15 protein-coding genes and 1 pseudogene are annotated in these 13,741 nt (G+C 42.5%); 11 read left to right on the top strand and 5 right to left on the bottom strand.

From position 1 onward, the window contains the following. Positions 1-23: 23 nt before the first annotated feature. Positions 24-842, bottom strand: a complete 819-nt coding sequence (locus AC3IPL_RS08500; RefSeq protein WP_489240594.1) for a glucose 1-dehydrogenase — start codon at positions 840-842, stop codon at positions 24-26. A 112-nt stretch (positions 843-954) separates the two neighbouring features. On the opposite strand from AC3IPL_RS08500, the gene AC3IPL_RS08495 reads away from it, so the two are divergent. From AC3IPL_RS08495 to AC3IPL_RS08480, 4 genes are read left to right on the top strand one after another with little or no spacing between them, the layout of a single operon-like run. Beyond that, positions 955-2,754, top strand: coding sequence for a 5'-nucleotidase C-terminal domain-containing protein (locus AC3IPL_RS08495; protein WP_489240593.1), 1,800 nt, complete (start codon positions 955-957; stop codon positions 2,752-2,754). Continuing rightward, a complete protein-coding gene (gene rlmD / locus AC3IPL_RS08490) occupies positions 2,754-4,100 on the top strand; it encodes a 23S rRNA (uracil(1939)-C(5))-methyltransferase RlmD (RefSeq protein WP_489240590.1) in 1,347 nt (448 codons plus the stop codon). The genes AC3IPL_RS08495 and rlmD overlap by 1 nt, the downstream gene beginning before the upstream one ends. 4 nt (positions 4,101-4,104) lie before the next feature. Next, positions 4,105-5,172 (top strand): DNA polymerase IV, encoded by a 1,068-nt coding sequence (gene dinB / locus AC3IPL_RS08485; protein ID WP_489240588.1) that lies wholly within the window; start codon positions 4,105-4,107, stop codon positions 5,170-5,172. Continuing rightward, positions 5,169-5,390 carry a hypothetical protein gene (locus tag AC3IPL_RS08480; RefSeq protein ID WP_489240587.1) on the top strand — a complete coding sequence of 74 codons (222 nt, stop codon included), beginning with the start codon at positions 5,169-5,171 and terminating at the stop codon, positions 5,388-5,390. The genes dinB and AC3IPL_RS08480 overlap by 4 nt, the downstream gene beginning before the upstream one ends. Here AC3IPL_RS08480 and AC3IPL_RS08475 read toward each other — a convergent pair whose 3' ends face one another. Both AC3IPL_RS08475 and AC3IPL_RS08470 read right to left on the bottom strand, forming a co-directional pair. Further along, entirely contained in the window at positions 5,391-5,657 is a 267-nt protein-coding gene (locus AC3IPL_RS08475) for a BRCT domain-containing protein (RefSeq protein ID WP_489242325.1), read from the bottom strand. It lies immediately after the preceding gene. Positions 5,658-5,735: 78 nt separating this feature from the next. Then, positions 5,736-6,284 (bottom strand): annotated as a pseudogene (locus tag AC3IPL_RS08470) (3'-5' exonuclease); the annotation flags it as partial. Positions 6,285-6,450: 166 nt separating this feature from the next. Here AC3IPL_RS08470 and murT point away from each other — a divergent pair. Together murT and gatD are read left to right on the top strand one after the other, a co-directional pair. Next, a complete protein-coding gene (murT, locus tag AC3IPL_RS08465; protein WP_489240585.1) occupies positions 6,451-7,764 on the top strand; it encodes a lipid II isoglutaminyl synthase subunit MurT in 1,314 nt (437 codons plus the stop codon). Continuing rightward, positions 7,761-8,480 carry a lipid II isoglutaminyl synthase subunit GatD gene (gene gatD / locus AC3IPL_RS08460; RefSeq protein ID WP_489240583.1) on the top strand — a complete coding sequence of 240 codons (720 nt, stop codon included), beginning with the start codon at positions 7,761-7,763 and terminating at the stop codon, positions 8,478-8,480. The genes murT and gatD overlap by 4 nt, the downstream gene beginning before the upstream one ends. A gap of 30 nt (positions 8,481-8,510) precedes the next feature. On the opposite strand, the gene AC3IPL_RS08455 is transcribed toward gatD, so the two are convergent. Beyond that, a complete protein-coding gene (locus AC3IPL_RS08455; RefSeq protein ID WP_489240581.1) occupies positions 8,511-9,488 on the bottom strand; it encodes an FUSC family protein in 978 nt (325 codons plus the stop codon). Between the two features lie 91 nt (positions 9,489-9,579). Here AC3IPL_RS08455 and map point away from each other — a divergent pair, with 91 nt between their 5' ends. The 5 genes from map (at position 9,580) to AC3IPL_RS08430 (ending at position 13,132) form a co-directional block, all read left to right on the top strand. Further along, the gene (gene map, locus AC3IPL_RS08450; RefSeq protein WP_489240580.1) at positions 9,580-10,338 is read left to right on the top strand and encodes a type I methionyl aminopeptidase; all 759 of its coding nucleotides are present in this window, start codon (positions 9,580-9,582) and stop codon (positions 10,336-10,338) included. Positions 10,339-10,423: 85 nt separating this feature from the next. Beyond that, positions 10,424-10,798 carry a hypothetical protein gene (locus tag AC3IPL_RS08445; protein WP_489240579.1) on the top strand — a complete coding sequence of 125 codons (375 nt, stop codon included), beginning with the start codon at positions 10,424-10,426 and terminating at the stop codon, positions 10,796-10,798. Beyond that, positions 10,795-11,490 (top strand): cell wall-active antibiotics response protein LiaF, encoded by a 696-nt coding sequence (gene liaF / locus AC3IPL_RS08440; protein WP_489240577.1) that lies wholly within the window; start codon positions 10,795-10,797, stop codon positions 11,488-11,490. The genes AC3IPL_RS08445 and liaF overlap by 4 nt, the downstream gene beginning before the upstream one ends. Further along, positions 11,487-12,509 (top strand): sensor histidine kinase, encoded by a 1,023-nt coding sequence (locus AC3IPL_RS08435; RefSeq protein WP_489240576.1) that lies wholly within the window; start codon positions 11,487-11,489, stop codon positions 12,507-12,509. The genes liaF and AC3IPL_RS08435 overlap by 4 nt, the downstream gene beginning before the upstream one ends. Further along, positions 12,506-13,132, top strand: coding sequence for a response regulator (locus AC3IPL_RS08430; RefSeq protein WP_489240575.1), 627 nt, complete (start codon positions 12,506-12,508; stop codon positions 13,130-13,132). Before AC3IPL_RS08435 ends, AC3IPL_RS08430 begins: the two co-directional genes overlap by 4 nt. 33 nt (positions 13,133-13,165) lie before the next feature. Here the strand turns inward: AC3IPL_RS08430 and AC3IPL_RS08425 are convergent, their stop codons facing one another. Next, complete coding sequence (locus tag AC3IPL_RS08425; protein ID WP_489240573.1) at positions 13,166-13,738, bottom strand: beta-class carbonic anhydrase; 573 nt, start codon at positions 13,736-13,738, stop codon at positions 13,166-13,168. Between the last annotated feature and the right edge of the window lie 3 nt (positions 13,739-13,741).

The raw sequence follows: 13,741 nt of genomic DNA, 5'->3' as shown, positions 1-13,741 counted from the left end.
ATTGAGGTTGAATATCAGTCAATCTATATTTCGTCTGTAAATTCCGCTGCCAGGTCATCATATTCCCAGTTGCGGTGTGATGGATAGAGTGACAGGCCGCCGTCAGAGACAATGGTCTGCCCTGTAATATATTTTGATTCCTTACTGGCCAGAAAAGCTGCAATATTGGCCATTTCTTCCGGTTCAGCAACATAGCCCATCGGCACGAAATCTTCTGCATCTTTTTTCTTCTCTTCTGTTTCGAAGTTCTCGGCATTGATCGGTGTATCAACAGAGCCTGGTGCAATATTATTGATCCGGATCTGCACGCGAGCATACTCCATCGCAAGACTTTGCGTCAGCAGTTTGACGCCTCCTTTACTTGCACAGTAATGAGCAAAGTGAGGCCATGGTATGATCTCATGGACACTCGAAACATTGATGATATTTCCTTTATATTTTTGCTTCATGAATTGTTTCAATGCTTCACGGCAGCCGATAAACGTTCCGCGTAAGTTGACATTCATCACCTTATCGAATTCTTCCATCGTCATCTCATGACTGACGATATCTTTTTGGACACCAGCGTTATTGACCATGACATGTAGTGCTCCGTATGTATCAATCGTTTCCTTGAACATTGCGAGAAATTCTTCTTCATTTGTCGTATCAGCTTTAATGGCGACTGCCTCGCCACCAGCTGATTTAATTTTGTTGACGATTTGTTCAGCAGCTTCAGCATCGGAATGGTAATTGACAGCCACTTTCATACCCTCAGCAGCAAAGCGTTCGACGATGGCTTTACCGATACCTGATGAGCCACCCGTGACAAGTGCGACTTTACCTTTTAAATCATTATACATAATGACACTCCCTTTTTATTTATCATGGTGTCCTATACCCCTCTTCTCCTTATATAATCTATGTGACAATAAATTCATGATGGAATAAAATAGAATAGAAAGGTGGAGACCTATGAAAGATTATCAATTAATGATTTTAGGAACGACAGATGTTCATACACATATCAGCTTATATGATTATTTTTTAGATCAACCACAGGAAACGAATGGCTTGATTCTCGCCGGCAGTAAGATTTTAGAAATAAAAGCTGCTAATGACAGCAAAGATATTCAGACTTTAGTTCTGGATAACGGCGATATTTTACAAGGAAATTTAGTGGCGGATTATGCGGTCAATAAGCAGCCGGAATGTCATCCGATGATTCATATGATGAATACTATCGGTTATGATGCAGGAACATTAGGTAACCACGAATTTAATTATGGGCTGGATTATTTATTTGAGACGATGGCTCAGACGGCGTTTCCGATTGTCAACAGCAATGTCAGAACAAGTGATGGTGATTATATTTTTTCACCTTACACAATCATCAACAAAACATTCGATGACGGAAAGACGGTCAAAGTAGGTGTCATCGGTGTTGTACCTGAGCAGATTTTAGTCTGGGACAAACCGCATTTGAATGGGCGGATCGTTGTCGACGATATGTATGAATCAGCGAAGCACTGGGCAGGACAACTGCATAATAAGTGTGATATTATCATATGTCTATGTCACTCAGGCTTTGATCCATCGCAGACAGCTGAATCAGGTCTTGAAAATCAAGTACATTTGATCAGTGCAATTGATGACATTGATGCGATGATTTTTGGTCATACTCATCAGCTGTTCCCGAGTGATGAATACAGCAGTGTAGAGGGCGTCGATTCACGTTGTGGAACAATCAACGGAACGTTTGCTGTTCAACCTGTGTCGTTCGGCAGTCATTTAGGGAAAATCACTTTAACGCTTGCGAGTGACGGCGATGGCTTTGTGATTAAGGGAGGCAGCAGTGAATTGATAGAACTGAAAGGACAGACAGTTATCAATCCGCAGCTTGAAGCCGAGAATGACTCAACTCATCGGGATATCATGACATTCATCAACAGCAAAGTAGGCTATACGGAGTATCCTATCGACAGTTTCTTCAGTCAGGCTGCACCGAGCCTTGCAGTCGAACTCATCGCAAGAAGCGCAAAAGCTGCCTTTGAGGCACAGGTAGATATGACTGACAGAGTTATCACAACATCTGCCCCGCTGAAAGCAGGTCGGGACGGTGGTGATGACTATGTCATGGTCAGTGCAGGAGATGTCACGTTGAAGGACGTGATGAGTATTTATCGATTCCCTAATCTACTGACTGCACTCAATGTTCCGGGACGATTGATCAAGGAATGGCTGGAGTGGAGTGCCTCAGCATTCAATACGAACGGTACGCCTTACTTATTGAAAGAAAATCAATCCATTGCACCAGGCTTCCCGAGCTATAACATGGATATCTTCTATGAACTGGATTATACGATTGATCTGTCAGAACCAGAACGTTATAACCATGCAGGTGTTCAAGTCAGTGAAGCTCACCGCGTAAAAGATGTGACGTTCGATGGGGAGCCGCTGGACGATGACGCTGTCTATACAGTGCTGACACATGACTACCGGGCTAATTTCACGCCTTTTCTGCAGACGGAAGACGTGACAGTAGTTCCGCTTGATGACATAGAAGTACGTGATGCGGTCAGTCAGTATGTCAAAACCAATGGCATTGATTTTACGCCTCGCATCCCGTTCAAGCTTGAACCAGGCGGCCGTTACTTAATGAAAACAAGTGCTCACGCAGTAGATGTCGAGGGACAGTATCCAGTCATCATGAAATCACTGCTCGATGACGGCTACGCATTATTTGAAATAGACACGAAAGAATTGAGGATATAATGAATAAAAACGATATATTATCCGGACAGGTCATAGATTATACACATGAAGGCAGCGGTGTCATTAAATTCGACGGCTATCCTGTCTTTGTACCAAACACTGTCAAAGGGGAACATGTAACATTCAAGCTCATTAAGAAAAGTAAAGGGTTCGGTATCGGTAAACTGTTATCCATCGATGAAGAAAGTCCTGACCGCGTCGTGCCGCCCTGCCGTTATTATTACCAGTGCGGGGGGTGCAACATTCAGCATCTGGCATATGACGCTCAGCTCAACATGAAAGAAGAACAGGTCAAAAACTTAGTGCGCAAAATGACAAAGCTAGATATTCCGGTCAGACCGATTATCGGTATGGAACATCCGTGGCGTTATCGCAATAAAAGTCAGCTGCCTGTGAAACGAGAAGAGCAGATAGTTACCGGCTTCTACAAGCCGCGTTCACATGACATTGTGCCTATCGAAGAATGCATCATTCAGAAGGAAAGCCATGACGACATTATGAATGAGCTGCGCCGTTTGTTGAATGAACTGAATGTCAGTATTTACGATGAACGCCGTCATACAGGGAATTTACGGCATATCATCATTAGAAGCGGAACAGCGATCAACGAAACGATGATTGTACTTGTCACTAAAAACAAACGTCTTGAGCAGGCTGATGTCATTGCTCAGCACATGATGGCCAAATTCCCATATATCGTGAGTGTCAGACAGAACATCAATCCGGACCGTACAAATGTCATCATGGGAAGACAATCAACGACCATCAGAGGAAAAGATGAAATACAAGACCAGCTGAAAGAGCTGAAGTTCGAAATATCGGATATGAGCTTCTATCAAATCAATCATGAGCAGACTGAAAAATTATATCAGCAGGCATTAGACTATGCTGAGCTGAACGACAGTCAGAATGTCATTGACTCATACTGCGGTGTCGGTACTATCGGCCTCTTCATGGCATCCCATGCTGAACGGGTATATGGTGTTGAAATTGTCCAAAAAGCTGTCATGGATGCGAAGAAGAATGCAGCGCTGAATGGTCTGACAAACACACATTTTGAGGCAGGTAAGGCAGAAGATATCATCATCAACTGGCAGCAGCAGGGCGTGAAGCCTCACGTTGTAATGATTGATCCACCAAGAAAAGGATGCGATTCTGTATTCATTGATACATTAAAAGAACTGAAGCCGGACCGTATTGTCTATGTGTCATGTAATCCATCGACTTTGATGCGTGATATTCAGAGTTTGTCAGATCTCTATCATATAGAGGAAATCACACCAGTGGATATGTTCCCGCAGACCACTCATGTAGAAGCTGTCTGCAAGATGACGATAAAGGGATGATGCTATGGAAAGAAGAATACTCCATATCGATATGGATGCCTTCTATGCGCAGATAGAACAGCGCGATAATCCAAAGTTAAAAGGAAAACCTGTCATAGTCGGCGGCAAATCAAGTTCAAGAGGTGTCGTTGCGACAGCGAGTTACGAAGCGCGGGCATTTGGTGTTCATTCAGCGATGCCGATGAGCCGTGCGCATCAGCTATGTCCAGATGGTTATTACGTCAGACCACGCTTTGAAGTTTATCGGGAAGAATCTGAGAAAATCATGGCGATTTTTAGAAGTTATACTGAACATGTCCAGCCAGTGGCCTTTGATGAAGCGTATCTTGATATTACACATCTTGTCAGAAGAGATATGCCGGCGTCACGTATCGCTTCATTCATTAAGCGGGATATCTTTGAAGGGACACGGCTCACTTGTTCAGCAGGTGTATCGTATAACAAGTTTCTTGCCAAACTATCGTCAGGAATGAATAAACCGAATGGCCTGACTGTCATACACCATGGCAATGTACATGAGCTATTGATGAAACTCCCGATTGGTGCATTTCCAGGCGTTGGACAGGTAACCGAAAACAAGATGAAACAACAGGGGATTCATACAGGGGCAGATCTATATCTGTTAACTGAACATGAACTGATTGCTAAGTTTGGCAGGCGAGGACCTAAGCTATACCGCTATGCTCGTGGTATCGATGAATCGACGGTGAAATCAGAACGGATCAGAAAATCCATCGGCAAGGAAACGACATTCGCTGTCGATAAAAATGAAGACGAGGAAATACTCGGTGTCATCAGACAGCTGTCCCAGCAGGTGAGTGACAAATTAAATCGTTATGGTCTGACAGGTGACGTCATCACTGTCAAGATGAAAGAGTTTGATTTTCGTACAACGTCAAAGCAGTTGAAACTTCCTGACCGAGTGTCAGATAGTACGGATATATACAATGTATGTTATGATTTGTACACGTCTCTAAAAAATCCCGACCGGCCGATACGTTTAGTAGGGGTCACAGTTGGGAATTTAGAAGAACGGAAGTATATGAATATGACAATCTATGATTTTATTTGACGAAACGAGTGATGATTATAAAATTCAAATTTTCAATTATCGGAATTACTGCGGTATTGATTGCTATGTTTGTGATGAATACTATCGAAAATGGTTTTGAACCATTGAAACTCATGGCAATTATTCTTATTGCAGCACTATTGTTCTGGATAGATTATAAATTAGAACGTCCTATTTCCCGTTCAAGCATTAAAGGCAGTATGAGAAATAAAAAATAGCTAGCTGTAAAAAGTGATGAGCTGCTGCAGTTTATCATCGCTGATCAGCAGGATCTCTTGACCAGAGGCAATCTTATTTTTAATGATTGTCTCTTTTTTTGATGGTTTTCCACTCTTCTGTGTACCGAATATCAAAATATCAATCGGTGCACCAATATCCGGTTCGAACTTACCTCCATGGTCAACAATATACTGGACAGTTTCCTTACGTTTCATATGAAGCGTTCCTGTGATGGCTATTGTTTTACCGTGGAACGGATGCGTCATATCAAAATCACTGACGGTCGGTTTAACGCTGACGAGATCTTTGTTATAGCGGTCGAGCTGGGCCTTCTTAGTAGCTTTATTTTTCATTGCTGACAAATACGAACGGTTCTTCTTCAAGTAATCATCGAGTGATGGATATGACTTCAGCAGTCTGACGGTAATCATAGCACTTGCTTTCGCATCGTTAAGTGCATGATGATGGCCGTGGAAGTCGAGCTGATAGTAGGCCATCATATTCTTCAGACTATAGCTGTGATGCTTGACAGTCTTCCGTGCCATATTGCATGAACAGAAATATTTCAAAGTCGGCATGTCGAGCTGATAGCGCTGGATGGATGCATAGAGCACGTTCATATCGAAGCGGGCAAAGTGTGCAACGACCGGCAGCTCACCGATGAAGTCGAGCATATGCTCAAATACTTCAGGAAATATCGGTGCGTCTGCGACATCTTCAGGCGTAATGCCGTGCACTGCAATGTTGCCTTTTGAGAAATAGTCTTCAGGATTGACCAGTGTATAGAACGTTTCAGTCATCATATTATCCCGCACTTTGACCATTCCAACACTGCAGACACTAGCCGACTTACCATTGGCTGTTTCAAAATCAAGAGCTACAAATTCATTCATGGACGTTCCTCCTTATGCCTCTCTATTCTACAAAAAAAAGTGCTGGAACGCCTTAAATGAGATTCACAGCAGCAGTCGAATGAAAATCAGTCGTTAAATATAGTATAATAATGGGCATTGTTATCCCATCAGATGGTATAATGAATTGTTAATCAAGGAGGTTGCTATGAGAACTTTTTCAGCTAAACTAATCGCAAAAGCTGCGAGACGCGCAAGTATTGCGGCCGGAAAGCGCGGCACGGATCTGCCCGGTCAGATAGCACGTAAAATAGACCCGCAAATCTTACACAAACTTGCTTCTTCAGTGGATGCAGTGGTCTTCATTTCCGGAACGAACGGCAAAACGACGACTTCAAATTTAATTGGACATACATTAAAGACCAATCACATTAAGATTGTTCATAATACAGAAGGCGCTAATATGGCAGCAGGCATTACTTCAAGTTTTATCACTCAGACAAAAAAGGATACGAAGCTCGCCATTATTGAAATTGATGAAGGCTCTATCCCGAGAGTGCTGAAGGAAATGACGCCGACGATGATGGTGTTCACTAACTTTTTCCGCGACCAGATGGACCGCTTTGGAGAAATTGATATATTGGTCGACGGAATTGCAGATCATATTAAAGGAAAAGGCATCAAACTTATTTTGAATGCAGATGATCCTTTTGTGTCACGATTGAAAATCGCTGGCGATGATGTCGTTTATTATGGTATGGCAGCAGGTATTCATCAATTTGAAGAAAGCACGATGATTGAAAGCAAATACTGCCCGAACTGCGGCAGATTATTACACTATGACCATATTCATTATAATCAGATCGGACATTATTCTTGTGAGTGCGGCTTCAACAGAGCAGAACCGATGTACGAAGTCGAGGCACTGAAAGAGAATCCTTATTTAGTCCCTGTCATTAATGGACAAACCTTCAATATGAAGCTTGCAGGGGATTTCAATGTGTTCAACATCATTGCAGCGTACAGTGTATTAAAGGAGTTAGGGTTAAATGATGATGACATTAGAAGAGGTTTTGAGAGCTATTCCTCTGATAATGGACGGATGCAGTATTTTACTAATGGCCGTGCGGAAGCAATCATCAACTTAGCAAAAAATCCAGCAGGACTTAACGCGAGCCTATCTGTCGGTGAGAAAATCGATGGTGAGAAGAATTACTTGATCAGCTTGAACGATAACGGTGCAGATGGACGAGACATTTCCTGGATATGGGATGCGGATTTTGAGAAGCTGGAACGCCAGAATATCGGTAAAATTTACTGCACGGGTAACCGTGCGGAAGAATTAGCCGTCCGGTTAAAATATGCAGAAATCAATGTACCTGTTGAAGTTATCAGCGATATATCAGCTGCGACGGCGTCCGCTCTGCAGGACGGAACTTACACGGTATGCATTCCGAACTATACATCGCTGGAACCGATGCATCGTGTATTAACTAACTATTTTAAGGAGGGCCGCTCATGACTTCAATTAATGTCTATCATTTCATGCCCGACAAACTGAATCTATACGGCGACATCGGCAATATCATTGCTCTTAAAAAACGGGCAAAGTGGCGCGGTATTGAAGTGAATGTGACGGATGTCAAAGAAACTGCAGGCTTGTCACTTAGTGATGCAGATATTCTTTTCATCGGAGGAGGAAGCGACCGAGAGCAGGCTATTGCCACTCAGGAGCTCTTCCGCATTAAAGATGACTTCAAAGCAGCGATTGAAGACGGTGTGCCGGCATTGACAATCTGCGGCGGCTATCAGTTTTTAGGTGAGAAATACGTGACTCCGGACGGGCAGGAGCTTCAAGGATTGAATATTCTTGATTTCTATACAGAATCTAAGAAAGAGCGCTTGACCGGCAATATTGTCATAGAATCAGAAACATTCGGTCAAATTGTCGGATTCGAAAATCATGGTGGACGAACGTATCATCCTTACGACACATTAGGACGCGTCGTCTCAGGATTCGGCAACAACGATACGGATAAGAAAGAAGGTCTGCATTACAAGAATCTTCTCGGAACGTATCTGCATGGTCCCATCCTGCCTAAAAATCATGAGATGACTGATTATCTGCTTGAAGCAGCGTGTGAGCGTAAAAACATTCCGTTTAGTCCATTGACAGACAACACCGCTGAAGAAAATGCAAAAAAAGTCATCATCGACCGATTGCTGGCTGAACAATAAAATCACCCATGAAAAATGCGTCGATGATGCTCATCGACGCATTTTTTTATGGGATTGGTCTTTGAGAAGTTTCTGTATCATCAGCAGCTCATATATATAGTGGCTCTTCAGCTGATTGTCATCAAATTCGGACAGATGTTTGACGCTTGATTTGAAGACCGATAGCGCAGCTCGAGGAACCGGTACACGGTGTTCCATCGCTGACAGAATGGCCGTATATGCCTGCCGTTCGTCACCGTGAAAGTCAAAGGCTGTCCCTTGAGGAAGGTAGATCATATTGGTCAGATGGATGATATACAGCTGATTGAACTGAAGGCGTTCTTCTAGTTCGATCATGAGTTTTTTTCTGCTGATATCAGCCTGATGATATTGAAATTCTTCATGTTCATACTGGGTCAGCTGCTCGATCTTTGTCATAGTCTTATTAATATTCAGCAATTTCTGAATGCTGTCTTCAGAATTGAAATGACCGATCAGCACTTCTTTGCCGCGTGCAATAAATAGCTGATCCAGGTTGTGTTCCACGGTCATCATAAGCTGTTCAATCTGCAGCTGATACTTCGGAGGCAGCACTAAAAAATTGACGAGACCTGCTGTTGTCAATCCAATGATTGACGTGATGAGCCGTGAAAAAAAGTTCATGGCAAAGTCATCGTGAATATTCGGTATCATCGCTGCCGCTGTCAGACTCGCTACAAGCATGCCGTCATATAGTTTCAACTGATAGCAGACGACAATAGTAAGTGTGGCTGCGATGCTGTAGGCAAGCGGTGATTCTCCTAGAAAATAAGCGCTGGTCACTGCAATGAATGCACCGAGAATTGAGGCCGGGAATCTGACGAGTGCTTTTCTCAATGAGGCTTTCGCGGTGGGCTCAATCGAGACGAGCGATGTGATGACCGCGAAAGTCGCTGGTAAGTGGAGCAGCTGACAGATGAGCGCAGTCAGAAACGTTGCGAGACCTGTTTTTATGATTCGGGGACCGATGATTTGTTTAGTCCATTTCATGAGTGATTACCTATCCATAGTTTTTTAATTAGTATAACATTAATAATTTGTTATAATAAACTATGACAACAAATTGAAAGAAGAGATAATAATGATTGTAAAATCAAATGAAGAACTAGAAAAATTAAAAGCAATAGGGCAGATTGTTGCTGAAATCAGAGATACTTTAAGAGAGAAAACAGTTCCTGGTATTACAACAAAGGAACTTGATGATATTGCAGGCAGTTTGTTTGAACAGTTGGACGCGAAATCCGCACCGATCACTGAATATGATTTTCCGGGCTATACATGTATTAGTGTCAACGAAGAAGTAGCGCATGGTATTCCAGGCGGCCGTGTGATTAATGAGGGAGACCTTGTGAACGTCGATGTATCAGGCTGTAAAGATGGCTATTATGCTGATACAGGTATTTCTTTCGTTGTCGGTCAAACTAGCGACCCATTAAAACAAAAAGTAGTAGATGTTGCTTTAATGGCATTCGAAGAAGCAATGAAAAAAGTAAAACCAGGCACAAAATTAAGTCAGATCGGCCGTGCTGTTAATGCGACTGCTAGAAAAAATGGGGTCACAGTCATCAAAAACTTGACAGGTCACGGTATCGGCAGAAGTCTCCATGAAGATCCTAAACATGTCCTGAACTATTATGATCCATTCGAAAAAGACTTGCTGAAAGAGGGCATGGTTCTTGCTGTAGAACCATTTATCTCATCAAAAGCTACATTAGTAACCGACGGCAAAGATGACTGGGCATTTGAAACGAGCGATAACAGCTATGTTGCACAGATTGAACATACGATTGTCGTGACTAAAGAAGGTCCTTTACTGTTAACTGAGCGCATCTCAGACTAAAGTATGAGGTCAAAATCGTTCCTGAGACGTTTTACGTCTTCAGGAACTTTTTTTATACTGATGAGGATGACAAGGAGATGAGGGTATGAACCGCTTAACATGCTATTTAAAACAGACGGTAAAAAAGAGTGTCAGACAAAGTCTGTACTTAAAACTTAAGGAACTGCAGCAGAAACTGACGGAACTCAATGTGATGAAAGCCGTGAAAACTAAGGAACATGAACGGTTGATAGAAAAATATGATAGTCAACAGTTCCAGTTGACCGTCATTGATTCAGAAGATGGCAGTAAGCGGAATTTTCGTGCCAACCGCTATGCAACGTTGAATGAACTGAATAAAATTGACGAAGAATTGAGAGAAATTGAGGCATCTCTTCAGATGATTGAATATATGAAAGAAGAGACCCAGTATGAGATAATGATGATTACAAAACTGAAGGGGAAAGAAGTGAGTACGTGAAACAATTAGTCTCCACAGAAATATTGATCAGCTTTTTGATTTTATTGTTATTGTCTAACTTATATTATATATTTTTTGTTAAAACAGGGATGCTGCTCGTCCTCATCTTAGGGGCACTGCTGATTTTCATCAGTCAGTACTTCAGAAAGAAACTACGGGGGCTTGTCCAGTTCTGGATAGGACTCAGCCTTGTGCTGTTCGGTATGCTGTCCAATCCTTATACGCTCATCGTGCTGTTCAGTTTTCTTATTATTTTAGCTGTACGATATATGATTACCCGCAGGAAGCCCGTCCATGTCATAGTGACTGCTGACAAGGATGTCCATGTCTATGGTCAGAAGTGGTTCAACACACAAGAGACGCCAAAAGAAGTCTATCGTTTTGATGATATCCATCTGCAGCATGCGGTCGGTGATGTGACGATTGATCTGACAAACGCAGCCAATCTGCAGGAAGAAAATTTAATTGTCATAAATCATATGCTCGGGAAAACAACCGTCATCGTTCCGCATCACTACCAGACTAAAGTGGATTATTCAGCACTGTACGGCCAGCTGAAAGTCGGTCATGAGTTTACGAAGCGCGCTAAAAACGAACGACTGACATATCTGTCTGAAGAATATCATAACGGTGTGATGATCAAGATCATCGTCTCTTCAATCGTCGGAGATTTGGAGGTAGTTCATCGATGAATAACTACACACGGATGATTGGAGTCATGCTTATACTGGTCTATACGCTCGTCTTTATATTCTATGTGCTTGACCGAATATTTGTTAATATCATTTATTTCCAAGGGATGCTGTATACACAGATTATTGGCGTACCGGCATTTTTATTTCTGAATATCATCGTCATCCTTGCCTGTATCATCATGGGATCGTTGACAGCCTACAAGCAGAATGAGCAGCTGTCATGGGTGAAGAACCAGATGGAAGCAATTGATTACGGTGAACAACTGGATGACAACGATGAACTGCTGATGCAGCCCGAAATTTATGAACTGTATCAGACCATCATCAAACTAAACGATACGGTAAGAACAGTCAAACATCAGAACCAGCTCGTGACAACAGGTGTCAATGAGCAGGTCGTGAAGAAGATTGTCGAAGAAGAACGTCAGCGGCTGGCACGAGATCTTCACGATTCAGTCAGTCAGCAGTTATTTGCGGCCAGCATGATGCTGTCAGCGGTCAAGAATCATCCTCTTGAAGCCCAGCCGGCAAAACAAGTCGCTATACTGGAAAACATGCTGCACGAGGCACAGCTCGAGATGCGGGCATTACTTCTTCACTTAAGACCATTAGCCCTTCAAAACAAATCACTCGGAGCTGGAATTACTGATCTGATGACTGATCTGAAAAATAAAATTCCGATGGATATTCGAATGAATATTGAAGATATTAAGCTGTCAAAAGGGATTGAAGACCATTTGTTCAGAATTACTCAGGAAGCAATATCCAATACGTTGAGACATGCACATGCAAAAATAGTATCAATCGAGCTCTTTCAAGTAGGAGACAGTGTCATATTAAGACTCGTTGATGATGGTAGAGGCTTTGATATGAATAAGCGTGATGAAACAAGGTATGGGATCAATACGATGAAAGAGCGGGCACTTGAAATCGGGGGCCACTGCCAAATTATTTCAGCGCCGGAGAGTGGTACGAGAATTGAAGTAAAAGTACCGACAGGAGGAGAGACATCATGAGAGTGTTATTTGTAGATGATCACGAGATGGTCAGAATCGGTATATCGAGCTTTTTGTCAACGCAGGAGGACATTGACATCGTCGGTGAAGCAGGAGATGGACAAGAGGGCATTGAACAGGCAGAAGCACTTCAGCCTGATGTCATTTTAATGGATATGGTGATGAATAAGATGAATGGTATTGAGGCGACAAGCATCATTAAAAGCAGGATGCCTCACATCAAAGTCATTATGCTGACAAGCTTTATTGATGACAAAGAAGTGTACGCTGCGATTGACGCGGGTGTCGACAGCTATATACTGAAAACATCTAGTGCCGATGCGATAGCGGATGCCGTTCGCAAAACGTATAACGGCGAATCAGTATTTGAAGCAGAAGTGATGACGAAGATGCGTAACCGGATGAACCAAAGGGCGGCACTTCATGAAATGCTGACAGAACGCGAGATGGAAATTCTCATGCTGATTGCCAAAGGATACTCCAATCAGGAGATTGCAGATGCCAGCCATATTACCATTAAAACAGTGAAAACACATGTCAGCAATATATTAAGTAAACTTGAAGTGCAGGACCGGACACAGGCTGTCATCTATGCATTCAAACATCATCTGATAGCACAATAACAAAACCGCTCATGAAAATCATGAGCGGTTTTGTTATTTAACTACATTGTCATAACCATTATGAATCAGTTCGAGTTCACCTGTATTCGGGTCGATAACGAGTCCGTGGACAGGTACTGAACGATCAAACAATGGATGATTGTAAACGAGATCAATATTATTACTGACGTTCTCTCTGACGTCTTTGAAACCTTCTAGAAAATGATGGACATCAATTCCAGAATGTTCAAGTGTATGAAGCACTTCTTCTTTAACACCACGAGATTTCATAGTAGTAAGCACTGTCTCAACATCAAGATTACCCATGCCGCAGTCCTGATGACCCATAATGATGATTTCCTCAGCCCCTAATGCATAAATACCGACAAGAAGACTACGCATCGTTGCACCGTATGGATGAGTGATTGTAGCACCGGCATTTTTTACGATTTTGATATCGCCGTTTTTAAAACCGAGTGCTTTTGAAGAAAGTTCTACAAGTCTTGTATCCATACATGTAAGGACTACGGCTTTCATCGAAGGGACTTTGGAAGTTTGAAACCCTTTGTATTGTTTGTCTGCTACAAATTGCTGGTTGAAAGAGAGAATATCGTCAAGTAATGTCATAAT

The organism is Macrococcus sp. GL_134 (assembly GCF_057834705.1).
Note: the sequence above shows the minus strand (reverse complement) of the source record. Positions and strands in the feature narration are given on the sequence as shown.

Excerpts from the sequence above, each read along its gene's own strand:
- gatD (WP_489240583.1), top strand. The coding sequence starts at position 7,761 with ATGACTTCAATTAATGTCTATCATTTCATGCCCGACAAACTGAATCTA.
- map (WP_489240580.1), top strand. The coding sequence starts at position 9,580 with ATGATTGTAAAATCAAATGAAGAACTAGAAAAATTAAAAGCAATAGGG.
- AC3IPL_RS08430 (WP_489240575.1), top strand. The coding sequence starts at position 12,506 with ATGAGAGTGTTATTTGTAGATGATCACGAGATGGTCAGAATCGGTATA.
- AC3IPL_RS08425 (WP_489240573.1), bottom strand. The coding sequence starts at position 13,738 with ATGACATTACTTGACGATATTCTCTCTTTCAACCAGCAATTTGTAGCA.
- dinB (WP_489240588.1), top strand. The coding sequence starts at position 4,105 with ATGGAAAGAAGAATACTCCATATCGATATGGATGCCTTCTATGCGCAG.
- rlmD (WP_489240590.1), top strand. The coding sequence starts at position 2,754 with ATGAATAAAAACGATATATTATCCGGACAGGTCATAGATTATACACAT.
- murT (WP_489240585.1), top strand. The coding sequence starts at position 6,451 with ATGAGAACTTTTTCAGCTAAACTAATCGCAAAAGCTGCGAGACGCGCA.
- AC3IPL_RS08475 (WP_489242325.1), bottom strand. The coding sequence starts at position 5,657 with ATGACGCATCCGTTCCACGGTAAAACAATAGCCATCACAGGAACGCTT.
- AC3IPL_RS08455 (WP_489240581.1), bottom strand. The coding sequence starts at position 9,488 with ATGAAATGGACTAAACAAATCATCGGTCCCCGAATCATAAAAACAGGT.
- AC3IPL_RS08435 (WP_489240576.1), top strand. The coding sequence starts at position 11,487 with ATGAATAACTACACACGGATGATTGGAGTCATGCTTATACTGGTCTAT.
- AC3IPL_RS08500 (WP_489240594.1), bottom strand. The coding sequence starts at position 842 with ATGTATAATGATTTAAAAGGTAAAGTCGCACTTGTCACGGGTGGCTCA.
- AC3IPL_RS08445 (WP_489240579.1), top strand. The coding sequence starts at position 10,424 with ATGAACCGCTTAACATGCTATTTAAAACAGACGGTAAAAAAGAGTGTC.
- AC3IPL_RS08495 (WP_489240593.1), top strand. The coding sequence starts at position 955 with ATGAAAGATTATCAATTAATGATTTTAGGAACGACAGATGTTCATACA.